The organism is Microbulbifer sp. S227A, assembly GCF_049800935.1.
Genome location: NZ_JBNAFZ010000007.1, coordinates 161,350 through 184,730, shown reverse-complemented (window position 1 = coordinate 184,730; position 23,381 = coordinate 161,350). Strand labels below are relative to the sequence as shown.

Annotated in this window: 17 protein-coding genes; 9 read left to right on the top strand and 8 right to left on the bottom strand. The window is 59.0% G+C overall.

Features of this window, described 5'->3' with window-relative positions:
- Positions 1-2 precede the first annotated feature (2 nt).
- From ACP15R_RS17315 to ACP15R_RS17280, 8 genes are all read right to left on the bottom strand, one after another.
- Complete coding sequence (locus tag ACP15R_RS17315; protein WP_224867850.1) at positions 3-548, bottom strand: RNA polymerase sigma factor; 546 nt, start codon at positions 546-548, stop codon at positions 3-5.
- Between the two features lie 148 nt (positions 549-696).
- Positions 697-3,255: a TonB-dependent receptor domain-containing protein gene (locus ACP15R_RS17310; protein ID WP_424987582.1), complete on the bottom strand. Its 2,559-nt coding sequence runs from the start codon at positions 3,253-3,255 to the stop codon at positions 697-699.
- Between the two features lie 431 nt (positions 3,256-3,686).
- Positions 3,687-4,865 (bottom strand): DUF3570 domain-containing protein, encoded by a 1,179-nt coding sequence (locus ACP15R_RS17305; protein WP_424987581.1) that lies wholly within the window; start codon positions 4,863-4,865, stop codon positions 3,687-3,689.
- Positions 4,852-5,082 carry a DUF4266 domain-containing protein gene (locus tag ACP15R_RS17300; RefSeq protein WP_224867856.1) on the bottom strand — a complete coding sequence of 77 codons (231 nt, stop codon included), beginning with the start codon at positions 5,080-5,082 and terminating at the stop codon, positions 4,852-4,854. Before ACP15R_RS17300 ends, ACP15R_RS17305 begins: the two co-directional genes overlap by 14 nt.
- A gap of 3 nt (positions 5,083-5,085) precedes the next feature.
- Positions 5,086-5,571, bottom strand: a complete 486-nt coding sequence (locus ACP15R_RS17295; protein ID WP_010131932.1) for a TlpA family protein disulfide reductase — start codon at positions 5,569-5,571, stop codon at positions 5,086-5,088.
- Between the two features lie 38 nt (positions 5,572-5,609).
- Positions 5,610-6,266, bottom strand: a complete 657-nt coding sequence (locus ACP15R_RS17290) for an outer membrane beta-barrel domain-containing protein (protein WP_224867857.1) — start codon at positions 6,264-6,266, stop codon at positions 5,610-5,612.
- Positions 6,236-7,075 (bottom strand): SH3 domain-containing protein, encoded by an 840-nt coding sequence (locus ACP15R_RS17285; RefSeq protein ID WP_224867859.1) that lies wholly within the window; start codon positions 7,073-7,075, stop codon positions 6,236-6,238. The genes ACP15R_RS17290 and ACP15R_RS17285 overlap by 31 nt, the downstream gene beginning before the upstream one ends.
- A 45-nt stretch (positions 7,076-7,120) precedes the next feature.
- On the bottom strand, positions 7,121-9,844 hold the full coding sequence (locus tag ACP15R_RS17280; RefSeq protein WP_224867860.1) for a hypothetical protein: 2,724 nt from the start codon (positions 9,842-9,844) through the stop codon (positions 7,121-7,123).
- 355 nt (positions 9,845-10,199) lie between these two features.
- On the opposite strand from ACP15R_RS17280, the gene ACP15R_RS17275 reads away from it, so the two are divergent.
- From ACP15R_RS17275 to ACP15R_RS17235, 9 genes are all read left to right on the top strand, one after another.
- The gene (locus ACP15R_RS17275; RefSeq protein ID WP_404804242.1) at positions 10,200-11,420 is read left to right on the top strand and encodes a hypothetical protein; all 1,221 of its coding nucleotides are present in this window, start codon (positions 10,200-10,202) and stop codon (positions 11,418-11,420) included.
- A gap of 4 nt (positions 11,421-11,424) precedes the next feature.
- A complete protein-coding gene (locus ACP15R_RS17270; protein ID WP_224867863.1) occupies positions 11,425-14,007 on the top strand; it encodes a LamG domain-containing protein in 2,583 nt (860 codons plus the stop codon).
- Between the two features lie 87 nt (positions 14,008-14,094).
- On the top strand, positions 14,095-15,666 hold the full coding sequence (locus tag ACP15R_RS17265; RefSeq protein WP_224867865.1) for a general secretion pathway protein GspF: 1,572 nt from the start codon (positions 14,095-14,097) through the stop codon (positions 15,664-15,666).
- A gap of 27 nt (positions 15,667-15,693) precedes the next feature.
- Complete coding sequence (locus tag ACP15R_RS17260) at positions 15,694-16,722, top strand: FAD:protein FMN transferase (RefSeq protein WP_424987580.1); 1,029 nt, start codon at positions 15,694-15,696, stop codon at positions 16,720-16,722.
- A gap of 239 nt (positions 16,723-16,961) precedes the next feature.
- Positions 16,962-17,444, top strand: a complete 483-nt coding sequence (locus ACP15R_RS17255; protein WP_424987579.1) for an AraC family transcriptional regulator — start codon at positions 16,962-16,964, stop codon at positions 17,442-17,444.
- A gap of 7 nt (positions 17,445-17,451) precedes the next feature.
- Entirely contained in the window at positions 17,452-19,521 is a 2,070-nt protein-coding gene (locus ACP15R_RS17250) for a hypothetical protein (protein WP_424987578.1), read from the top strand.
- Positions 19,518-22,421: a tetratricopeptide repeat protein gene (locus ACP15R_RS17245; protein ID WP_224867873.1), complete on the top strand. Its 2,904-nt coding sequence runs from the start codon at positions 19,518-19,520 to the stop codon at positions 22,419-22,421. The genes ACP15R_RS17250 and ACP15R_RS17245 overlap by 4 nt, the downstream gene beginning before the upstream one ends.
- Positions 22,408-23,064 (top strand): tetratricopeptide repeat protein, encoded by a 657-nt coding sequence (locus ACP15R_RS17240; protein ID WP_224867875.1) that lies wholly within the window; start codon positions 22,408-22,410, stop codon positions 23,062-23,064. Before ACP15R_RS17245 ends, ACP15R_RS17240 begins: the two co-directional genes overlap by 14 nt.
- Positions 23,065-23,364 (top strand): hypothetical protein, encoded by a 300-nt coding sequence (locus ACP15R_RS17235; protein WP_224867877.1) that lies wholly within the window; start codon positions 23,065-23,067, stop codon positions 23,362-23,364. It abuts the gene before it with no gap.
- Positions 23,365-23,381 lie beyond the last annotated feature (17 nt).

The following is a 23,381-nucleotide window of genomic DNA, read 5'->3' as shown; positions in this document are numbered from 1 at the left end:
CTTCATTCTCCACCGTGTGCCCGCAGCGCTTCCTGGCAACCGGCCAGGGCTTTCGCCACGTGCTTCTTCACTACTGTTGCCGAGAGACCCTCGCGACGCGCAATTTCCGCGTAGGAGAGCCCATCGACACGATTCATCAATAACAGCCGGCGACGCTTGTGCGGCATGTTCCACAGCGCGCGACTGATCAGGCCAAGGAACTGGCGGCCGGAAGCCACCCTTTCGGGACTGCGGCTATCCTGGTCACGGTCTGGGTCGCCCTGTACCGACTGTGCGTAACTCTCGCGCACCTGGCCTTTGCGCAAGGCGTCGATGGTGGCGTTGTGCACCGAGCGGTACAGGAACGCGCGCACATGCTCGATTTCACCGGTGTGCAGCTGCGGCGCCATACGCGCAAACGCCTCCTGCACCAGGTCTTCCGCCTCGCTGTACGACAGGCCGAACTTACTCACCGCATACCGACACAGTTCCTGGTGGTATTCGCGGTAGTAGTAATCCAGGTCGCGCTCGTTTTCGCTTACCATCTGGCTCGCCAATGCTGTGGCCATCGACTCTCTTCACCATGGTTTTTGTTATCAGGACGCCGTACTTATGCGGCAATCACTTTCTCTTGTCGATATAACGGGGATCAGGCCCGAATCGTCTCCCCCTCCGATGAATTTTTCGGGCGATCTTTGCGAACCCGCCACACGTAAATCAGTCGAACTGCAGGCCGAAGCGCAGGCCGACACTGCGCGGGGGACCGTAGTAGTAAGCGGGAACCGCGACATCGGCATCGTGCACGTCGCTCGCCACCAGCGCATTGGTCAGGTTGTCCCCATAGAGGTCCAGCCACCAGTTGCCAGCATGCGGCGCCAGCTTTATACCCGCGTTCCACAGGCTGTGCGTGGGCCGACGGTCAATATTACGGGCGGCACCAGATGGATCCGGGACCCATTCGGCGGTGCTGTTGTGCCACAGGAAGCCGCTGCGGTCGCCGCGGTTGGCCTCGTCAAAATACATGCTACTGGTGTAATGCAGGCCGAGGCGTGCGGTGGCACGCAGGGCGTCACCCACAGGAAAACCGTGGCGGTAGTTGAGGCCCAGACTCAGGCGCGGCACCTGTTTCAGGCGGTTGCCACTGAAGTCCACCAGATTCGGTACCTGTGGGTCGCCAACGCTTGGGTTCCAGGTCGCACCATGATCCGGAAACTCGTTATCGACCGCATAGAAGCGGTTATAGCGGGCATCCAGCCAGGACAGGAAGCCACTGACGCGCCCGTTCTGGCTGGATGCCCAGTTGAGTTCCAGCTCCAGGCCGCGAATGGTGGCGCTGGGGGCGTTGGTACTGCGAATCAGTTCCGTCCCGTCTTTCGCCACCGCAATGCCGGACACCTGCAGGTCGCGATAGCCGGTATCGAATAGGGCACCATTCAGAGTCATGGCGCCATCCAGCAGGCCAAGCTTGAACCCCATCTCGATATTGGTGCTGGTTTCCGGGCCGACATAGGCGGCGCCATCGTTATTGCGCGCAATCAGCAGGGTGAGGTCCTGCTGGAAGGCAGGGTCCTCGGCACCGCTATAAGTACCGCTCAGCGAGGCGCCGTCCTGCACAATGCCCGGCTTGAAGCCTTCGGCGAACAGCAGATAGAGGAGCGTTTCATCAGCTGGCTGGTAACTGAGGCGCGCCATGGCGGTGGTGCTGCGCCAGGCGCGGTCGACATCGTTGTAGTTGGCCACAAAGCACTGGCCGGGATTGGCCGAGGCCTGGTTTACCGCAATCACCCCGAGCTCGCCGCCGCGATCTGCGCGAATCAGGTCTGGGCAGGCGATATTGCGCCCGCCGCGATCATAGCGCTGATCGCGCCCGGTGCGCGCACCGACACTGGCCTGCCAGTATTCACTGACATCGTAATCCAACTGACCATACACCGCGTTCAGGCGTGTGCCGCGATGGGGCTGCTGGAAACTGTGGGAAGGGGCACCGCCCCAGCCACTGCCGTCTTCCAGCTGGTGTTCCAGGTCAAAGCGAATGGCGTTCTGTTCGCTGAAGTGAAAATAGGCGAGCAGCCAGCGCAATGCTTCGTCATCGCTGTTTTTCAGTTGCAGCTCATGCTGACGCGCGCGGTATTTGGACCACACCGTGCGGTTGCTCTGGTGGTAGATGGCCGGGTCTGTTTCGCTGCCCAGTGGGCTCTCACGGTCTGCATCCCAGTCCTGGCTGCGGCGGGTCAGGCCATGACCGGCGATATACGACAGGGTATGCGCCGCGGGCAGCGCCAGCTCTAACCGGCTGCGCCAGGTATCCTGATCCAGCACGGTGCGTCCCGGGGTATCGATGGTGAGCGGGGTATCGTAATCCACAAGGGGCAGACTGCCCGCGCCGCGGTCCTCGAAGCCCTCAAAACTCACCCACCAGTTGAGTGCGTCGCCCAACTGCCAGTCGGAGCTCAGGCGGTGGCTGAACAGATCGGTATTGTTGTAGCGATCGGCGGCCCTGGCCGCGATGGAGTCGCTGGTATAGGTGAGCGGACTGTCTGCCGTCTGCTTGACGGCGGCCCAGCGCAGGGCCCAATTGTCGGTGAGCGGAGCATTGGCCACTGCGCGCCATTTCTTTTGCTGGTTGCTGTCCAGCGTGATGGACATTTCAGACGACCAATCGCGGGTGGGACGCGCGCTGTGGTAGTTGATCACCCCTCCGGTGGAGTTGCGGCCAAATAGCGTGCCCTGCGGCCCGCGCAGCACCTCTACCCGGTCCAGGTCATACAGCAGCACCGCGGTACCCTGTACCCGGCTGCTGAAAATCCCGTCCACATGGGTGGCGATACCGGAGTCGCCGGCTTCGGTGTGATTGTCCGAACCAATACCGCGCAGATACAGCATGGATGTGGTGTGATCGCCATTGCGGGTCACCTGCAGGCTGGGCACATCCGCGGCCAGCTCTTCCAGGCTGTCGATATTGCGCTCCCGCAACCGCTCTCCGTGCAGCGCGGTGATCGCCATGGGCGTGTGCTGGAGATTCGTGCGGCGCTTGCTCGCGATCACCTCGACTTCCTCCAGCAGTGGACGCGGTTCGGCCGGGTGCTCCTCAAGCGTAGCGCTCGGCTCAGGCTCGCTGCGCCGTGGCAGTATGACCACACCCTGGCCATCGACTCGACGGTAGCGCAGCCCCGACCCGGCCAACAGGAATTCCAGTGCTGCGTCGATGGTGTAGCGGCCTTGCAGGGCGGGCGCAGCGGGTAGCGACGCACCCTGTACTCCCGTCATCACCGCCATCCCGGTCTCACGGGACAGTGCGAGCAGGGATTGCTCAAGCGGTTGCGCGGGGAGCTGGAATGAATAAACCGTAACTGCAGGGGATGACGCGTTCGATGCGACAGCACCCGCCACGACCGGGTGCGCCGGTAGGGCGCCGAGCGTCGTCGCTAGCAGCAGGGCGCTGAATGACCTGTGGCAGGTCTTAGGCATAGGCAGTTCGTCATCGCTGAACCCACTTAGCGGTGGGCCCGGAAACACGATTGCGGCTTGTACGTGCTTGTACTTTCGGTAGCCCGCAGCCGCTATCACGTGTCCGGTTGATTATTGTTTTGATTGGAAAACATACAACAACAGTCGATGACGTGACAAGATCAGGGGGAAAAGATAAGACGGCTACCGGCCGGAAAAGCACTCCCCCCAAACCGGCAGCCGCAGCGATGGGCGGGTGCTCAGAACCACATGGACCAATAAGCGCGCACCACATGCGCGTTGAAGTTATAGGCGGGTTCGTCACCGGGCAGTACGCTGTCACCTCCATTGTGCACCCGCACATCGTGGAAGTTCTCGTAATCGAATAGCACGTAATCCCAGTACAGGTTCAGGGTGTTTTTGCGGTCGAACAGTGCCCAGCGATCGGGTACCAGGTAGGTGGCGCCAAAGCCGATCGCAGTGCTGGTGAAATCACTGAGCTCTTTATCCCGCGCGCGAAAGTTGGTGGCGTCCACATACGGGAACAGATCACTGTAAAAATCCGCACCCTTCTGTTTGTAGAAGCGCAGTTTCCCTTCGAGAATCAGGTTCTCACTTTCCAGCGGATGGGTATAGCGAAACTCCAGGTTATCCGATTGGATGCCCCAGCTATCCGCATAGCGCCGATATTCCGTTTTTACCGCCGCCCGGTAGGGCAGTCGATATTTCGCTCTTAACGCCACCGCATCACTGTTGCGGGTGGTGGGGTAGAGCTCGGCCTGGTAACTGAAACCAAGCGCAGAGGACGGGTCGAGATAGCGCACACTGCGGTAGGGGTTATTCAGGAAGCCCTCGTCGGCGACGGTTTCCACACTCAGCTCGGCGATCAGCTTGGTGGTAAGGATCTGACTCCAGCCCAGGGAATAACGGCGGTGCTCGGCGTGGCCGAGAAAGTCTTCGTCACCGTTACGCATCACATCGTCGCTACCGTAGGTGGCGCGCAGGGACAGGGTGCTGAGGTCGCCGAAGAAATCCTGCGAGATACCAAAACCGACGGTTTCCGCCTGGTAGTCGTTTTCGCTGGAATTGGTATAGCTCAGGCTCATGGTGGCTTTATCCACCAGATAATCCGCCCCTACGGAAAACTCATCCCGTTGCTCGGTATAGCGACTGGCCGTTGCCTGCACGTCGATCGAGGCCCCGGAAATCATATCCACATAGTAATTGGCCGACAGTGAAACATTGTTGCCAATGTTTTTGCGCACCAGTATCGACGGGCCATCAATGGTGACGCCGCCACCACTGTAGGAGTGGTACAGGGTGTCGAGCCGCTCTTCCGGCAGCACCGCAGCTTTCGCAGTCGACACGAAAAATACCGAAAAAAGTAAAAATTTCGTGAGAGCGTAGTAGCTCTCACGGAATTCTTTAGTTACAACCACAGCCGCCTCCCGACCCGCCTTCGGCACCGCGGGCGGCTTCACGCGCTTCGTAGACGTGATTCATAAAGCCGGCCGCCACCGGGTCCCGCTCAAAACTCATAATCGGGTCGGCGAGGTAATGCCGCTCGTAGGGCTGTACCCATGGTTCGGGCATTATGCTTTCGCAGCCACCGAGCAGTAACAAAGCCGGCAGTAACAGGAGCGCGCGCTTGGTCATGGCTTATTCCCGGATAAGTTCCTTGATGATTTTTTTGTACTCGGCCTCGTCACCGGTGCGGTAACCCTTGTGCACGTAGCGCACGTTGCCATCGCGATCGATAAATACGGAGCTCGGCATGGCCTGCACGCCGAACAGTTTGCTCACGTCACTTTTGGAATCGAACAGCACCGGGAAGTCCACCGGGATTTTATTCAGCATCGCCTGAGCGTCTGCCGGGTTGGCATCCACGTTCACGCCCCACACCTGGAAGCCCACCGGCTCGTAGCGTGCGTGCAGGTCGTTCAGCAGCGGCATTTCTTCACGACAGGGGCCACACCAGGAAGCCCAGAAGTTCAGCATGATCACTTCACCGCGCTGCTCGCTCAGCTTCAGGTTGCCATCTTTCAGAGAGGCCAGAGTGAAATCGCTGGCGGGGATCTTGGCGAAAACAGGGGCAGCGGCCAGCAGGGCAGCGCTGGTGCAAAGGGCGGCAATCAATTTACGCATGGATTGACTCCAGTAGGGTTTGTCTCGTTATTGTGTATTCAGAAATAAATCGATACGCCCAGCTGGGCGGATAGATTGTTGGTCGTTAACGGCTCACCAAAAATTTCGTGTTCAAAAATGTGGTCGCGCACATCCAGGCGCAGGGCCAGCCAGTCCTGAGCGAGCATGCGCACACCGATACCGACGTTATAGGTGAAATGCTCTTCACCGGCAAAATTGGTATTGCCCGCGCCGCCGATCAGATACAAATTGCTGTTGAGCGCGAACTTATCCAGGATGAAAATTTCCCCGGGCAGGAAGTTCCAGGCCAGGGACAGGTTGTACAGACTGAGGTCCCGCTCATCGTCGCTGAGCAGCGGTGCCGAGCCACTCAGGCGCTCGTAACTGGACTCCCCCAGGGTCGCCTGGCCGTAGGCCGCCTCCATAAAGAAGTCTTCGTTGATGTGGTAGGCCAGGCTACCGCCGATCATACTGTTGCTACCGAAGTCTTCGACACTGAGGATGCCACCGAGATACACGGTGAATTCAAAATCTTCACTATCAATTTTGGCTTCGCGAATTTCGCGGCGTTCCAGGTCCGGCGAAATAATATCGTCGATATCGCCAGAGCTTTGCGCAAGCGCAGTTGAGGACATAGCACCTGCCAGCAGAAGGCTCGCGAGCTTTACATAAATACGTCGAATCCGAGTTTCCACTCGACTATCTCCTGGTTTTCTTCCCGCGAGGTCAGCAGGTAGTGATTTGCAACTTCCGCGCGCAGGGCAAAGCGACGGGATAAATAGGTGGTGATACCGATGCCGGACAGCATGGTGGTGTCCTGGCGGTCTTCGGTGGCGACGATAGTGGCGTTGGGCGAGGTGATATTGACCCCGGTGCCGAGCAGGAAATACGGGGATACCCGCCACTGCGGAAAGGGCTGGTGCACCACCGCAACCTGGAAGGTGCGGCTATCGGAATAGGCACCGATGGTCTGCGCTGCGCGCAGTTCCGCGGAGAGGTTGCCGGTAAAGCGGTAACCAAGAGACAGTCCCATGGAGTTGGCACCGGCAAAATCACCATAGGCAAAGCCAACGCGGAGGCTCTGGTCACGGTAGTCGTCGATGCCCGGGGTGGGTACCACCACCTGTTCGCCCTCGGTGGTATAGATTTCGTCGAGGTCGGCAATTTTGGCCCAGCCGGTCTTGCCGGTGCGGGTCATGACCTTGACCCAGTCGGTACGGCGCTTCAGCAGCCACAGGGGCTCGCCGTACTCCACCACATGGTCGATCACATAGCCGCGGCCGGGGCCGGTGTACAAATTGAGAAACTCCGCTCCGACGATGACCCGCTCGCTATCGAACGCCAGCGTCTCCGGCTGGCGGTCTTCGAACTGACGTGCGGAAAAGCTGTCGGTGACGAATACATCACCCGAGTTTTCTGCCGAGTCACTGACCGTTTCCGGCTGCGCCACGACCGATGAGGAAAAACTCCCCAAGCTCCCCAAGATAAATAGGGCCGTGGTCATTGCTACGGCCCTGCTTGCTCTAAACTCGAGCTGCCTGTTCATTGTTTAGTTAACCGGCGCTTCAAATGGATTGTTGTAATACTGCGCACCGATATCCAGCCATTCAGAAATCAAACGCAATTCCGCTGCGGACAATTCTCCCTCATGCACGCCTCCCGCTTCAAATACATTGAAGAAACGGCTGGCGTTGGCACCGTTAGTGTTCATGATCCGCTGAATATTGACGGTAACCATAACAGGAATCGGGTTGCCATCTGCATCTAGGATCTGCTCTCCGTTTTCATCGACTTCAAACAGCGGATTGCCATCGTCGTCGGTATCCTGCACCAAAACGTTCTGTACTGCGCCGTCGCGGAGCTCTTCGGTCGGGTTGTCAAAAATTAATTCGACATAGGAAGTGCTGTAGTTGTTATTCACACCGGACTGGTCCCCGCGGAGATCCAGCTGCCCCGGGGGCACCTGCGCCATGCCCGCAGCATCGCGGTTGCTATGGCAGGCGGTGCAGGTACGGTCTTCCAGCACGGTACCCATATCATCGGTGATTTGTCGCGGCAGATCCCAAATCGGCTGGATATGGTCCGGGTAGTGAATCACCGTGCGGCAGTCCGCGCTCCAGCTGCTCAAACAGGGAAGGCTGGTAGGCGCCGGGGTAGTGAGTTCACTCATCAGCAGCTCGCTCGACGGGTCCTTGGCACGCAGCGCCGGATCGGTCCAGTTGTCGGCAAACTTCAGGTCGCCCTCCAGCTCCGGGTGCCCCGCCACGCGCGCCAGCAGCTGCGCCATGGTTTCACCCATGTCTGCGGTGAGGCCCGGCTCGGTATTGGGAAAAGGGGCGGCACTCGTTGGCGCGCCGGCCCAGGCGGATTCCGGCTCCATATCCGTGCGCCCGTGGGGCACCTCGCTGTCCGCAAGGTGACAGCCCTGGCATTTGCGCAATTCACCGGCGCGGAAGTGCAGCCAGTTATTGTGGCGGCCGAACAGGCGTCGACCATTTTCATCCACCACAGAAATGGCCAGCGGGGTATCCGCCGGTACTTTTACTCGCACCGAGCCATCGGGCTGAATCGGCGTATAACCAACGATTTCACGCATCAACTGACTGCGATTGCGGCCAAACGCGGAGCGGTCGAAATCGAGAACGTCATCGTCGGGAATCCCCACCGCTTTGACCACGCGCAGGAAGCGCGCGGGGCGGTCGGCAGCCGTGCTTTGCAGCGGATCGGCCAGCACGTCGATTTCCAGCAGCTCCATACCGTCGAAATCGTAGACGCTGCGAATATCCAGTACCGCCATGCCTTCATCATAGAGGTCGCGATCAATATCGATACCGGGAATCGGTTGCGGGATAAATGTGGCCACCGGGCGGGTGTCCGCGGTCACCGCTTCACTGATCATGATGCCCTCTTCCGGCTGAATGATCGGGCGCTGGGTGCCTTCGTCATAATCGTAAATCCACAGTCCGTAGAGTGGATCGGCGGGCTCAATATCCGGGGTTGCCAGCCATTCGTCGGTACAGGGCTGGGTAATACCGGCTTCGGTTTCCGTTGCGGTGCCCGGCTCGATCACCCGGCACTCACTCCAGCTCACCAGCAAACGACTGGTACCATCGTGGAACGCCCAGGCATTGGCAAACAGGCCGTGGGGTGACAGGCCGCCATCGATAATTACCTGCTCCACGGACAGGGATTCCTGCCCCTGCAATACGCCCTGCTGCTCTGGCTCGCTGTAGGCTTCGGAAAAATTCTCCCCATCGATCACCACCATGTCGCCACCGTAGGCAATACCTTCCGGTGCGCGCAGGGTCACGAGAATGCGCCCGTCGGGCATCTGCTGCGGTTTGCTGAAGGTGGCGGCAACCGGATCGGTACCGGAGCCAGTGCCGGTGGCCTGGCTGTGATAACCGTAATACAGCTGCAGGTCGGTGCCGTCGGGCTTGACGGTATACAGGCTCAAGCGATCACGCCCGCCCATATTGTCCCAGCGGTTAAACAGGATGCGGCCGTTAGACAATATCGTCGGGGTCAAATCATGACTCTGGTTATAGGAGATCTGCTGGATGTCGCTGCCGTCAGCTTCCATTACATGCAACACGAATGCTGGCTCTTGCAGATCTTCTGCCAGTGCAGAAAACTGGGGCTTGTTGTCATCCAGTAACAGCGCACGCGAGCGGCGCTGGCGGGTCGAGGTAAATACCAGGCGCCCGTCAGGCAGGAATGCCGGGGAAATGTCATCGCCCTCTTCGGCAATCAGGTCCGAGGCAATGACCCGGGTAAGCTGTGCAGTTTCGAATTCGTACAGCCAGATATTCCAGCTCGGCTGCTCGTCATCATCCAAACCCGCAATATTCGGGGCGCGCATGGCAAAGGCCAGCTGGCTGCCATCGGCGGATACCGCGAGGTCCTTGACGTCATAGCCGCCCTCGAACACGATGCCTGCCTCTTCATCACTGACAAACAGGCCTTCCGTCAGGGAGCGTTCCGGGGCGGTGGCGGTAGCGCGATCGCGCAGTAGCAATTCGGCACCCGGGTGAAAAGTGGAAGGACTGTACACACTGTCGACGACCAGCATGCCTTCCTCATCGCGCACCAGCGAGCGGCGCACATACACCACCGGGTAATCCACCACTACCGGATCTTCCGCCTGATCACCACCCAGGCTGGAACCATCGTCAGAACTACCGCCACAACCGGCCAAGGCGATCGCAGAAAAAATAGACAGCAGTGACAATTTCCGACGGGCGGCCAGCGTCCGTGCACCAAAAGCTTTCAAGAACTCGTCCTCTTTACCCGCAACATCGTTCCGCGACGGATAATTTCTCAATGATTTTCTGTGAATTTTTAATGACAACCCGAAGAAGAAACGCAGTAACCACTCACCATTTACATCACAACCTTACTGCATTTTGCTAGATGCTCGTCTGACAACCCAGCTCGATTTAACTTCGATTCTCCCGCCGCAAAATTTCGATCTCAAGCAATGCACGGGGAAATTGCCAACCAGAACACGCTTTATATTTTTTCCGCTGGCGAATCCTTCGGTCTTCTTTACTATTTCTTCCACTCGCAATGCATACAAGTCAATCGGTACGACCGTACGACGATAACCAGACGCAAAACGTTTCATGATGAAAATCCCATCGTCCGCTACGCGGGCGCTGCTTGCAGCAACTGCCTGCCTCAGCGCTTCAATTTCCATGCCGGCATTGGCAGGCCCGGAAGAACAGGCCGCACAAATGCACAGCCGTTTGACCGGGGTCAAACCCAGTGTCAGCGTGCTCACCGAAATGGCCGAACGTATTGTCAATGGCAATGCCACCAGCGCCGCCCAGCTGGCAATGGAAAATGATTCTTTTTATGACGTAACCTTGAAGAACCTGGTTACGCCATGGACCAATCGCGACGGCGATAATTTTGCGCCCCTGAACGATTACACCGCAACCGTGATCGGCATGGTGCGCGACGATGTGGACTTCCGCGAGATCCTTTCCGGCGACATTATTTATACCGGCGCCTCCGGCCTGGGCCTGCCCACGTACAACAACGCCAACAATGATCACTACGAGGCACTGGAGGCGGCGGGCTACCCGCTGCAGACCACGCTGGAGCGCCAGTCCCAGTCTTCGGTCACCGGCCTGCCCAGCGACGCCACCGCCGGTGTGATGACCACCCGTGGCGGCGCCAAGGCATTCTTCTATGCCGGCACCAATCGCGCCATGTTCCGCTTCACCCTGATGAATCACCTGTGTCGCGACCTCGAACAGGTGCACGACACCTCAAGACCGCCAGATCGCATTCGTCAGGACGTGAGCCGCAGCCCCGGCGGCGACAGCCGCGTCTTCCAGAACAACTGTATTGGCTGCCACAGTGGCATGGACCCAATGGCCCAGGCCTTCGCGTACTACAACTACGAATACGATGTGGAAAATGATCCGACCGGCGAAGACGGCCGTCTGGATTACAACCGCAGCGGTGATACCGACCCCACCACCGGCACCCGTGTGCAGGCCAAGAACCATATCAACAGTGCCACCTTTCCGTATGGCTTCGTGATCCCCGATGACAAGTGGGATAACTACTGGCGCGAAGGGCCGAACCTGCACCTGGGATGGAGTGAAGCGCTGCCGGGCACCGGCAACGGCGCCAAGTCCATGGGCCAGGAGCTGGCCAACAGCCAGGCCTTTGCCCAGTGTCAGGTCACCAAGGTGTTTGAACAGGTGTGCCTGCGCGCACCGGAAGACAGCACCGACCGCAATCGCATTAGCAGCATTACCGACAGCTTCACCAGTAACGGCTACAAGCTGAAGCAGGTGTATGCCGATACTGCTGTTTACTGTGCGGGGGAATAACACAATGCACTACAAGACCCCAGCGACCAGTACCAGCCAGAAGAATCCCCTGCAGACCATGTCCGACTTTTGCCAGCTTGTTGTGCGTCCGCGCCTGCGCAGGGCCGCACTGTTATCCACCATTCTCAGTAGTGCCATGCTGGTCGCCTGTTCCGGCGGCAGCGGGCAGTCCACCGAAGAGCTGCCCAACACCAACCCGGACTCCGGTGATACCAGCTATGCCGGCCCGGCCCCGGAAAGTGAAGACGTACAGAACTATAAGCGCTATATCTGGGACAACCTGGCGGCGGAAAACCGCTGCGGTAGCTGTCACGTGGAGGGCAACCAGAGCCCGCGCTTTGTGCGCGGCGACGACATCAACCTCGCACATGGCGAAGGCCGCGACCTGGTCAATCTGGGCGCGCCGGAAGATTCGCGCCTGGTCACCAAGGTGGCCAGCGGCCACAATTGCTGGCTGGCCAGTGCCGACGCCTGTGCGGAGATCATCACCGGCTACATTGCTGACTGGGCCTCTGCGGCCGGCTCCGTAGCCAGCACCATCACGCTCACCGCTCCCACCGAACGCGAAGTCGGCGAAAGTAAAAGCTTCCCGGAATCCAGCGGCAACTTTGCGAACACCATTTATCCGCTGCTGGAACAGTACTGCTCCAGCTGCCACAGTGAAGACGCCAGTACCGCACAACAGCCGTACATTGCCAGCAGCGATGTCGACCAGGCCTACGAGGCCGCGAAACCGCGGATTGACCTCGACAGCCCGGAAAATTCCCGTCTCGTGGTACGGCTCGGTAGCGATTTCCACAATTGCTGGAGCAACTGCTCGGAAAACGCCGATGCTATGGCCGCGGCGATTCGCAATTTCGCCGATGGCATTTCGGTCACCGCCGTAGACCCCAACTGGGTCATCAGTAAGGCGCTGTTCCTGACCGACGGTGTGGTGAGCAGCGGCGGTGGCCGTATCGACAACAACGCGATCGCGCTGTACGAATTTAAAACCGGCAGCGACGATATCGCCTACGATACCTCCGGCATCAATCCGGCCATCGATCTGAAGCTGTCCGGCGACTATGAGTGGCTCGGCTCCTGGGGCGTACAGCTGACCGGCGGTAAGGCCCAGGCCACTACCGCCACCAGCAAGCGCCTGTTCGACACCCTCAGCGGCACCGGTGAATACACCATCGAAGCCTGGGTCGCCCCGGCCAACGTGGTACAGGAAGGCCCCGCGCGGATTATCAGCTACTCCGGTGGCAACGATATTCGCAACTTCACCCTCGGCCAGGCGATGTACAACTACACCTTCCAGAACCGCAATGACGCCAGCACCAATGCCGACGGCATGCCCGCGCTGATCACCGACGATATGGCGGAGCGCGCGCAGGCAACCCTGCAGCATGTGGTGGCCACCTTCGATCCTATTAATGGCCGCCGCCTGTACGTAAACGGTGAGTTCACCGGCGATGCCGATCCGGTGGAACCGGGCCTGCTGTCGACCTGGGACGACACCTTCGCGCTGGTACTGGGCAGCGAAGTCTCCAATGAAAACCAGTGGCATGGCTCCGTGCGCCTGCTGGCGATTCACTCCCGCGCACTGAGCCAGGACGACATCCTGACCAATTACGATGCGGGTGTTGGTGAAAAATACCTGCTGCTGTTCAAGGTGGAAGACGAGACCAACGTGCCGGAAGGCTACGTGATGTTCGAGGTGCAGCAGTTCGACAACCACGGTTACCTGTTCAGCGAACCCAAGTTCATCAGCCTGGAAGACGGCGTCACCCCGGACGGCGTTGTTATCCAGGGTATGCGCATCGGCATCAACGGTCGCGAAGCGGTGGTGGGACAGGCATGGGCGAATCTCGATACCACGGTGACCGCCACGGATTACGACGCGGAGGCCGGCCAGAAACTTTCTCCGCTCGGCACCATCATCAGCCTGGAGAAAGGCCCCACCTCGGACGAGTTCTTCCTGACCTTCGAGCGCCTGGGCAATGAAGAATTCGTGCGCGTCGAAGCCACCCCGGCGGCACCAGCCGCGGCCGCGGACCTGACCCCGCAACCGCGCATTGGTATTCGCCGCTTTGAGCAGATTCACGCAGCACTGTCTGCAGCCACCGGTATTTCCAGCGCCCATCCGGATGTGTTGGATACCTGGGAGAAGGTGAAACAGCAGTTGCCGGTGGAAGCCGATATTCAAGGCTTCCTCGCCGCCCAGCAGATGGGTATTACCCAACTGGCGGTGAAGTACTGCAGCACCCTGGTGGACAATACCAGCGCGCGCGCCAGCTACTTCTCCGGTTTCGACTTCTCCGCTGCCGCCAGCAGTGCGTTTGATAACGACACCAAGCGCGCGCAGATTCTGGATCCGCTGTTGGAAAATCTGCTGGGACGGCCGATTACCTGGAGCGCCGCTGTGGGCGGCCACACCGCGCAGCTGGGTACCGCACCGGATGAAAGCGCGGTGCGCGCCGAGCTGGACGGCCTGATCGACAAGATGACCGCCTGCGGCGCTGGCTGCAGTGCAGACCGCACCGCCACCACCGTTAAGGCCGCCTGTGCCGCCGCGATGGGCAGTGCGATGATTTTGATCCACTAAATTTTTGTGTGTGCGCTTCGGGAAACGAAGCGCGACGGCAAGACAACGCATTAAAAAATACGCAAGACCCGGGAACCCGGAAACGTCATGAGCAAGAAAAAACATTTTGGACTGGACCAACCACTGCGCCACCCGGACCACCACCGCCCGGTAAGCCGACGGGACTTCCTCGGCCAAGGTTTCCGTGCCGGTATGGCAACCGTGCTGGGCGGCTCGGTATTCAGCCTGTTCGCCAATCCGGCGCAGGCAGAGGTCAGCTTGTCTTCGGACCTGGAAGCGATGCGCGCCCTGTGCGGCGTCAGCAAGAACGGTGCAGGCAAGATTCCCTTCATCTGCTTTGACCTGGCCGGTGGCGCCAACATCGCGGGCTCCAACGTACTCGTCGGCAAGCAGGGTGGCCAGCTCGACTTCCTGAGCACCGCGGGTTACAGCAAGCAGGGTCTGCCCGGCGATATGGTGCCCTCACTCACCGATGGCACCGGCAACCCGTTGTACAATACCGACCTGGGTCTGGCGTTTCACAGTGACAGCCAGATGCTGGCGGGGATTCTCGAAAAAGTATCCCCCGGAACCGCCGGCGCCATTAATGGTGCGGTCATTCCCGCGCGCTCGGAAAACGATACCGGCAACAACCCGCACAACCCCATGTACGGCATCAACCGCGCCGGCGCCAACGGTTCACTGCTGGCGTTGATCGGCTCCCAGACCAGCGAATCCGGTGGCAACTCCATGGCGCCGATGGATCTGATTAATCCGGAAGTGCGCCCCACCAAGATCGACCGTCCGTCGGATGTTACCGGCCTGGTAGATGTGGGTGATCTGGTTGGCCTGCTGAGCCAGGAAGACACCGTGGCGGTAATGGAATCCATGTACCGCATCTCTAATTCCAAACTGGGCAAGGTCAATACCCGGGTTACCAATGATGCGGTGATCAAGGATCTGGTGAAGTGCGGCTATATGAAGAGCGCCGACCTCGCCGCGCGCTTCGGCGACCCTTCTGCACTGGACCCGGCGCTCGACCCGGATATTGTCGGCCCCGCCGGCATTTTCAGCTCGAACGAATTCCTCAGCGATCGCGAGTTCCAGAAAGCAGCTTCCACCATGAAGCTGGTGATCAATGGCTACGCCGGCGCCGGCACCATCACCATGGGTGGCTACGATTACCACACCGGTGATCGCGCCACCGGCGAGCTGCGCGACCTGCGCGCAGGCCGCTGTATCGGCGCCTGCCTGGAGTACGCACGCCGGGTTAACCAGCCACTGATGGTTTACGTATTCAGTGATGGTTCCGTATTCAGTAACGGCATGATCGACGACTCCGCGGAAGGCCGCGGTAAGGGTGTGTGGACCGGGGACAACCAGCAAACCGCGGCGTCCTTCTTCCTGGTTTACAATCCTGCGGGTCGTCCACAACTGCTGGGCGGCAGTGCCGACGAGCAGGCACGCCATCAGCAACTGGGTTACATGCGTGCATCCGGTGATGTGGAAACTGCCGGTAGCCCGGCGGCGAACAACGTCAACCAGCTGGTGCAGACCGTGGTGCTGAACTACATGGCGCTCCACGGTGAGCAGGGTAATTTTGGTAGCCTGTTCCCGAATCACGGCCTGGGTAATGCCAGCCTGATGGACAGCCTGACGGCCTTCCAGCCCATCGTCTAACAAGAAACTCATTAGCGAAGTAATAAGATGTACCCGATTCGCCTTCTAATGTTTGCCTGCAGTCTGTTTGGCGTCGGCGCGGCCCATGCCGAGTGGCGCTACGACAAGCAGGCCATTATGGGTACCGAGGTGCATCTGCAGTTCTGGCACGAGGACACGGCGCAGGCGACGCAGATTACCCGCGCCGTGATGGATGAATTTCGCCGTATCGATGGCGCACTCTCGCCGTACAAGGAAGACAGCGAGCTATCCGAGGTAAATCGCACCGCGGGCAAAAGTGCAGTGAAAGTATCCGACGAGCTGGCACGAATTGTGGATAAGTCCCTGTTCTATAGCCGGCAAACCGATGGGGCCTTCGATATCACCTACGCGACGGTGGGCAGCCTGTACAACTTTCGCGAGAAAAAGCAGGCAGACAAAAAAACTACCGACAGTCTGCTCGAGGCCGTTGGATACCAGCACATCGAGCTCGACCGCGATGCAGGTACGCTGCGCTTTGCTGACCACCGTACCAAGATTGACCTGGGCGGTATCGCCAAGGGGTACGCGGTGGACCGTGCTGTCGATATTCTGAAAAAATACGGTGTTACCAATGCCAATGTGAGTGCCGGCGGTGACGCCCGCCTGATTGGTGACAAAAGAGGTAAGCCCTGGCTAGTTGGCATTCGCCACCCCAGAGATAAAAGTAAGAATGCCGCGGTGATACCGTTGGAGAATACCGCCCTGTCTACATCCGGGGATTACGAGCGGTTTTTTATTGATGACGACGACCATCGGGTGCATCACATCTTCAACCCGGCCACAGGAAAGCCCACCGACAGTGCCATCCAGCACAACGGCCCGAGCAGTGACGCGCAAAACGAAGATGCACAAAAATTAATTAGCGTCAGCGTGATTGGCCCGCAGGGATTCGATACCGACCCACTCTCCACCAGTGTTTTTGTTTTGGGTAAAAGCAAAGGACTCGCACTGATCGAGCGCATGGACGGGTTTGAAGCCATCGTGATCGATGCCAACCGCCGGATGTTTTTCTCCAGCGGGCTCGGCAACCGGTGAGTCACGTCAAAGCCAAGGCGTCGGTATTGACCACCCATAAAAAGATCACCGTAAAGTGTGAATAAAATCACGAGAAAAACGTGACGCGCTGACATAATTGCGCACACATATGTGCGAATGATGAACGACAACCAAATATAAAATTTTCAGGCTTTACCATGTTTTCCTTGCGTAACCTTCCCCGTCCACGCACCGGTATCCGTACCAAATTTGGTACTCTGCTTACCGCAGTGACCTTGATGACCGCAGGGCAGACCTTTGCCCAGGAAGGCGACTTTCCTGCAGAGGATCTGGAATCTCTGAAAAAGGAAGTACTGAAGTTGAATCGGGACCTGCTGGTACTGGAAGAAGATCTGCTGTTCCCCGCGCAAAGCCAGGTGGCTGTGTACGTATCCATGGACGTTGGCCACTTTTTTGACCTGGACTCGGTAAAACTGCATATCAACAACAAACTCGTGGAAACCCACCTGTATACCGAGCACCAGAAAGACGCCCTGTTCCGCGGTGGTATCCAGCCCCTATTCAAGGGCAACCTGAAGTCCGGTAAACACACCATCACGGCATTTTTCAATGGCACCGGCCCCGAGCAGCGCGAATTCAAGCGCGCCGCCAGCCTGGAGCTGAAAAAAACCGACGAGCCCGCGGTGATCGAACTGCGTATTTCGGATGCTGGCAGCAAACAGCAGCCGGAGTTCAGCGTCGTCCAATGGCCGGCCCCCTGAGTTTCCCATGGGGTCTGTTGTGCTTAAGAAAGCTTCTCTGGCGCTCGCGCTGACCGGCATTATTGCCGGGGCCGGCACCTGTGTTGCGCAAGATGAACCTGCTCCCCAAAATGCCGCAGAGTCGGGCAAGCAAAAATTCCAACAGGCACAGGACATGCGCTACGGCGCCGCCCTGTACCACTACTTTCAGGGTAACACCTTTGATGCTCTGAGCACCCTGATGGTATCCGATCTGCGCGGCGGCATTTCACATCATGCGGACAACGCGGACCTGATCCGCGGCGGCATCAGCCTGGCATTTGGCCTCGAGCGCCAGGCAGCCTCGCTGTTCGAACAGCAGTTACAAAAAGCGGTCGATGAAGACAATCAGCAGCGCCTGACGCGCTTCCGCCAGATCGCCTGGATGAAGCTTGCGGAGCTGAATTACCGCCACCAGAACTGGGACACCGCGGCCCAGCAGCTGGAAAAATCCGGAGCCATCCACGAAACCACCCTGACCCTCAACCTGGCGATTCGCAATGGCGACCTCGGTCAGGCTGCGCAGCTGTTGCGCATGGCCGACCTGACGGTAGCGGAGCGTGCACTCGGGCACAACAACCTTGCTGCCGCGTTCGCGCGCGGCGAGTACTTCCCAGCCGCTGCCGAGGAATACCAGCGCGCGGCCGATCTCGTGGACACCGTCACACTCGACAAAGATCTCGACGCGGAACTGCGCGAAGAACTGTATATCCTGCGTGACAAGGCGCGTATCGGGGCGGGTTATGCCCTGACCCTGCAGGGGGATTACGCTGCGGCGGCCGACGAGTTTCGCCGGGTAAGGCTCGATACACCCTGGTCAGCAGGTGCGCTGCTCGGTCTCGGCTGGGCGTCGGTGAATGGTCAGATGCACACCCAGGCGGTGGACGCGCTGGGCTACCTGATCCGGCAAAACCCGTTACTACCTCAGGTACAGGAAGCACTGCTTGCGCTGCCGTATACCTACGAAGCGCTGGACCGTCCGAAGCTGGCACTGCGTACCTATCAAAGTGCCGAGCAGCAATACCAGCGCGCACTCACCGACCTGAACAATCTGCACAGCGCCGCCGCACAATTACAGTTTGCCGAAATTGATGGCGACGAAAAAATCGACCTGCAGCGCTACGGCTGGCTGGAAGATGCTGAAACCCCCGCGCTGATTCGCATGAACGAGCACTACCTGCTGCAAATGATGCAAAGCGATCGCCTGCAGCTGCAATTGTCGGAACTGCGCGACCTGCAACAGCTACGCCGGGTGCTGGACCGCTGGCAGCAACGCCTGCCCGAGTTTCAAACACTGATCGAAGAGCGCGAGCAACGCCGTCTCAATATTGTGCAGGCCCACGACAGTGCCCAGTACGATCAGCAGGTGCAAATTGCCGAGCAGCAGCTGGATGAATTACAGACATCGCTGCAGCGCATCGAATCCAAAAAAGACAGCCTCGCCTTATTGGCCACGCAAACTGGCGAGACGTCGGAATTTCTGCAAATGCTGCGCGAAGCCGAACAGCGTTATGCACGCTTGAGTGCCGCGGGCAAAACCAGCAAATATCAGCAGCAGACTCTGGCACGCGCGCGCGGCATTCTGCAGTGGCACGCGTCTGAGCAGTACCACCAGAATCTGTGGGAGAAGCGCAAAACCATTGATGCGCTGGAAGATACCCTCGTCGAGGCCGCGCGCAACCAGCGCAAGGTGGCGCGTATCGCAGCCGAAGCGCCGCAACTCAACCTGCTGAGTGGCAGCGTCGACGACGCTGGCCTGCGTATCAATCAGCAGCGCAATGCCATTGACCGTGCCAGCGCGGTGATCGAAACCCAGATCCGCGCAGATCTGCAAAGTGCACTGGGCGGCGCCCGCGACCGTGTTGAGCAATATATCGCGCATACGCGCCTGGCCATCGCGCGCATTCAGGATGCCGCCATGCAGGGGCACTACGACCTGCCTGTCGCGGAGCCGACGACAGAGATGGCGCCCTCAGCTGATGAAGAGCCCTCAGCTGATGAAGAGCCCTCAACTGACGAAGCGGCCTCGGTGAATCAACAATTGGAGCCGGCACTGTGAGTGTTTTATTTTCACGCCCGCCCCGCAAACAATTACTCGCCCTCGCAGTGTGCGCCACCGCGGCGCTGAGTGGCTGCGCCGGCTATGTGGATAACAGCAAGACCCTGGGGGACCTGCCAGCCGCAGCGCTACCACCAGAACCCTTGGTCGCAATGCCCAAGCTGGAAATTCCCGCACTGATTCACAGCTACCAGAAAGCCCTGTCCTCACAACAGGACCCCAAGACCCGCCGCCAGATCCAGCTGCGCCTGGCGGATCTTGAAATGGAACGCCTGGAACAGCTGCAGGAAGACAACCCGGAAATGGCCGTGGCGTACGCCGAGGCCGTGCGCCATTACGAAGCGCTGCTGGAAACCTCCGCCGACGATGACTACCTGGCCTATCGCCTGGCACGCGCCCGCAGCCTTGATGGCAATACACCGGGCGCCCTCGATGCACTGGAAACGATTGTTCAGCGCAACCCGGAATCGCCGTTTATTGCCGAGGCGCTGTTCCGCCGTGGCGAAGCTGCCTTTGGGCGCAAGCAGTACCGGGCCGCAGAGCGCGATTTTGCCGAAGTGCTGTCCCAGGGTGATACGCCCTTTGCGCGCAACGCCCGCTACATGCTTGGCTGGAGCCAATTCAAAGACGCACGCTACAAGGCCGCCAGCGAAACCTTCCTGACGCTGATGGATGACCTGCTGGCGGAGAACGGTGAAGAGCAAAAACTTCTCGGCCAGCTGGATAAGGGTGAGCGTCGCCTGGCCAACGACACCCTGCGGGTACTGGCGCTGGGCTTCAACTACCTGGGCGGTGCCGAGGTTATCGAGTCCTTTGTATCTGACAAAGGTCCGCGCTCTTACCACCACCTGCTGTACCGCGGCCTGGGTAACTGGTATGCGGAAACCGAGCGCTATCGGGATGGTGCACAAACCTTCCTGACTTTCGCTTCACGATATCCACAAACGGACGAAGCACCGCAGATGCATGTGCGTGCGGTGGAGATATTGCAACAGGGCAATTTCCCCAGTGAAGTGATACCGGCCAAACGGGACTTTGTTACGCGGTACGGCAGCCGCAGCGGTTACTGGCAAACTGCCGACGATGCCAAGCGCCATTTGATCAGGACTCATCTGAAACCCTGGCTGGAAGAGCTAGCTCGCTTTGATCACGCCCGCGCCCAAGCCCTGGCAAAAGAAGCACAGAACCCGAAGAATCGCGGCAAGGCCGCGGTCCGGGCCAAGCAACAATCGCGCGAAGCTTTTATCGCTGCGGCCACGCTGTATCGGGAGTTTACCGATACCTTCCCGGACGACCCGAAAATCCCAGAACTCACCTTCCTGATGGCGGAAAGTCTGAACGAGGCTGGGCAGTATGCGCAGGCATTTGGTGCATACCGTCACGTGGCCTGGGGCATCTCCAAGGAAACCGGCACGCCGCCCCCACAAGCCACCGAAGCTGGTTATGCGGCGATCCTCATGGCCGGGCGTGTTTATGATGCCGAAAAGCAAATCAACAACAACGAAGAACAGGCTAACCTCTGGCTGGACCTGAAAACCGAAAGCAGCCTGCGTTTTGCCGACAGCTGGTCGCAGGATCCCCGCGCGCTACCGGCACAGCTGGATGCGGCCCACAACCTGTTTGCCCAGTACCGTCATCAGGAAACCATCGATGCGGCCATCAAGGCGGCAGGCTGGCAGCCACCGCCCACCCCCAAACAGCGCCGCAGCATCTTGCTGTTACTCGGTCACAGCCAGTTTGAAACAGAAAACTACCCGGCGGCAGAACTGGCCTATGCCCAGTTGCTTGCCGGTATGGCCAGCGACGATCCAGACTACATCAGCACGCGCGACCGCTTGCAGTCTTCGATCTATAAACAGGCGGAAGTGATTCTGAGCCAGGTTCTACTGACCACCAACAGCATGGAATTCGTGGCCCCCACGGAAGAAGCCATCGAGTTACTGTTGCGGGTACGTGAAAGTGGCCGCTCCGCGATCGCCGCAACCGCGCAATACGATGCGATTAACCAGCTGATGCGCCTGGAGCGTTGGCCGCGCGCGCACACCGAGCTGGTGGATTTCCGCACGTTTTATCCACAGCACGCGTTGACGCCGACACTGACCGCTAAAGCCGTGGTGATGTATCAAGGTATGGACCTTCCGGAAGCCGCCGCCAAAGAACTACTGGTGTTGGCTAAAACAGACAGTGACTCGAACGTTCGCCGCGACTCGCTGTACCTGGCCGCAGAACAGTTTGAAGTTGCCGGCAACCGCGGACGCGCCATCGACGCGTATCGTCAGTATGCCCGCGACTGGCGCGAACCTGCGTTGCAAAACCTGGAAGCCCAACATCAGCTGGTCACCCTGTACGGCAAAGCCGGCGATCAGTCCGCGCGCAATCAATGGTTGCAGAGCCTGGCGAGCAACAAGGTCTCCGAGCCGCGCGGCCGCTATCTCGCCGCTTTTGCGCAAAACGAACTGGCGGACCAGAGCTTTGCGCGTTTCGAGCGCCTGGCACTGACCTTGCCGCTGAAACAAAGCCTGCGCAATAAAAAGCAGGCGATGGAAACGACCGTTGCGGACTACAAGAAAGTACTGGAATTTGGTATTGCCGAATTCACCACCGCCGCCAACTATCGCCTGGCAGAAGTTTATCGCCAATTGAGCCGCGACCTGATGGACTCGCAACGCCCCAATGGCCTGAATCCGCTGGAACTCGAGCAGTATGAAATCCTGCTGGAAGAACAGGCCTATCCGTTCGAGGAAAAAGCCATCGAACTGCATGAGGCCAACATCAAGCGCACTGCCGATGGCGTCTACGACGAGTGGATCAAGAACAGCTTCTCTTCACTGGAAAACCTGCTCCCCGCCCGTTACCGCAAACCCGAATCAACTGTGGAGTGGAGCGATGCAGCGTATTAATCGCAACCTGCGTACAGGTGCAGCCTTGTGTGCACTGAGCGCACTACTACTCAGTGCCTGCGCCAGCAACCCGGGTGCGCCCGATGAAGGTGCAGCGCCCCAGACAACGGCCGACGGTGAATCGAGCAAACGAATTGCCACACCCAACCCTTATCTGAGCGAAGCACCCGGCATCCCCTCTGGTGCCCAACAGGCACTGGCGAACGCCCGCGGCCACTTCGAACAGCAACAGTTTGCTGCGGCGGAAACCGAGCTCCAGCAAGTGCTAAGCCAGTGGCCGGAACTTTCCGGTGCGTGGCTCAACCTGGCAAAAGTACAGCTGAAACTGGAACAACCGGAGCAGGCGGAGCAAAGCCTGCAACAAGCGGTCACCGCCAACGCAAAAAATGTGTTTGCCTGGAACTCGCTTGGCGTATTGCTGCGCGATCAGGGCCGCTTTGACGAAGCCCGCGAAGCGTATCAGAGCGCGCTGAACCAGTGGCCAGATTTCGCCATGGGCCATCGCAATCTGGGAATTCTCTTCGACCTCTACCTGCACAAACCGGAACAGGCTTTGCATCACTACCGCGAAGCGCAGGCACTGGAGGCAGAGGAAGATCGGATGCTGAAAGGCTGGATTATGGATCTGGAGCGCAGACTGTAGATGAAATCGATCAAACGTGTCCGCTTACTGACCGCTGCCGTTACCTGCACCCTTACCGTCTTTTCAGGGGCTGCACTGGCGCAGGACGATGACGGTGATGTTATTTCACTGGAGTCGACCATTGTCGGCAGCCAGGAGCAGCCGAAAGTGTTGTATATCATTCCCTGGAAACAGGCCACTAGTCTGGAAAAGATCGAGAGCACACTGCCCAACGCAATTACCCACAGTTTCCAACACCAGGAATACTCGGAATTGCACAGGGAAATTAAGTTGCTCAAGGCGGCAGACGAGGAAGAATAAATGGGCACTGCTCATCC

What these genes read in the sequence shown, in the direction of transcription:
- ACP15R_RS17315 (WP_224867850.1), bottom strand. Translation starts at nt 548, where the DNA reads ATGGCCACAGCATTGGCGAGCCAGATGGTAAGCGAAAACGAGCGCGAC.
- ACP15R_RS17310 (WP_424987582.1), bottom strand. Translation starts at nt 3,255, where the DNA reads ATGGCGGTGATGACGGGAGTACAGGGTGCGTCGCTACCCGCTGCGCCC.
- ACP15R_RS17300 (WP_224867856.1), bottom strand. Translation starts at nt 5,082, where the DNA reads ATGACCAAGCGCGCGCTCCTGTTACTGCCGGCTTTGTTACTGCTCGGT.
- ACP15R_RS17295 (WP_010131932.1), bottom strand. Translation starts at nt 5,571, where the DNA reads ATGCGTAAATTGATTGCCGCCCTTTGCACCAGCGCTGCCCTGCTGGCC.
- ACP15R_RS17285 (WP_224867859.1), bottom strand. Translation starts at nt 7,075, where the DNA reads ATGACCACGGCCCTATTTATCTTGGGGAGCTTGGGGAGTTTTTCCTCA.
- ACP15R_RS17275 (WP_404804242.1), top strand. Translation starts at nt 10,200, where the DNA reads ATGAAAATCCCATCGTCCGCTACGCGGGCGCTGCTTGCAGCAACTGCC.
- ACP15R_RS17270 (WP_224867863.1), top strand. Translation starts at nt 11,425, where the DNA reads ATGCACTACAAGACCCCAGCGACCAGTACCAGCCAGAAGAATCCCCTG.
- ACP15R_RS17265 (WP_224867865.1), top strand. Translation starts at nt 14,095, where the DNA reads ATGAGCAAGAAAAAACATTTTGGACTGGACCAACCACTGCGCCACCCG.
- ACP15R_RS17260 (WP_424987580.1), top strand. Translation starts at nt 15,694, where the DNA reads ATGTACCCGATTCGCCTTCTAATGTTTGCCTGCAGTCTGTTTGGCGTC.
- ACP15R_RS17255 (WP_424987579.1), top strand. Translation starts at nt 16,962, where the DNA reads ATGACCGCAGGGCAGACCTTTGCCCAGGAAGGCGACTTTCCTGCAGAG.
- ACP15R_RS17250 (WP_424987578.1), top strand. Translation starts at nt 17,452, where the DNA reads ATGGGGTCTGTTGTGCTTAAGAAAGCTTCTCTGGCGCTCGCGCTGACC.
- ACP15R_RS17240 (WP_224867875.1), top strand. Translation starts at nt 22,408, where the DNA reads ATGCAGCGTATTAATCGCAACCTGCGTACAGGTGCAGCCTTGTGTGCA.
- ACP15R_RS17235 (WP_224867877.1), top strand. Translation starts at nt 23,065, where the DNA reads ATGAAATCGATCAAACGTGTCCGCTTACTGACCGCTGCCGTTACCTGC.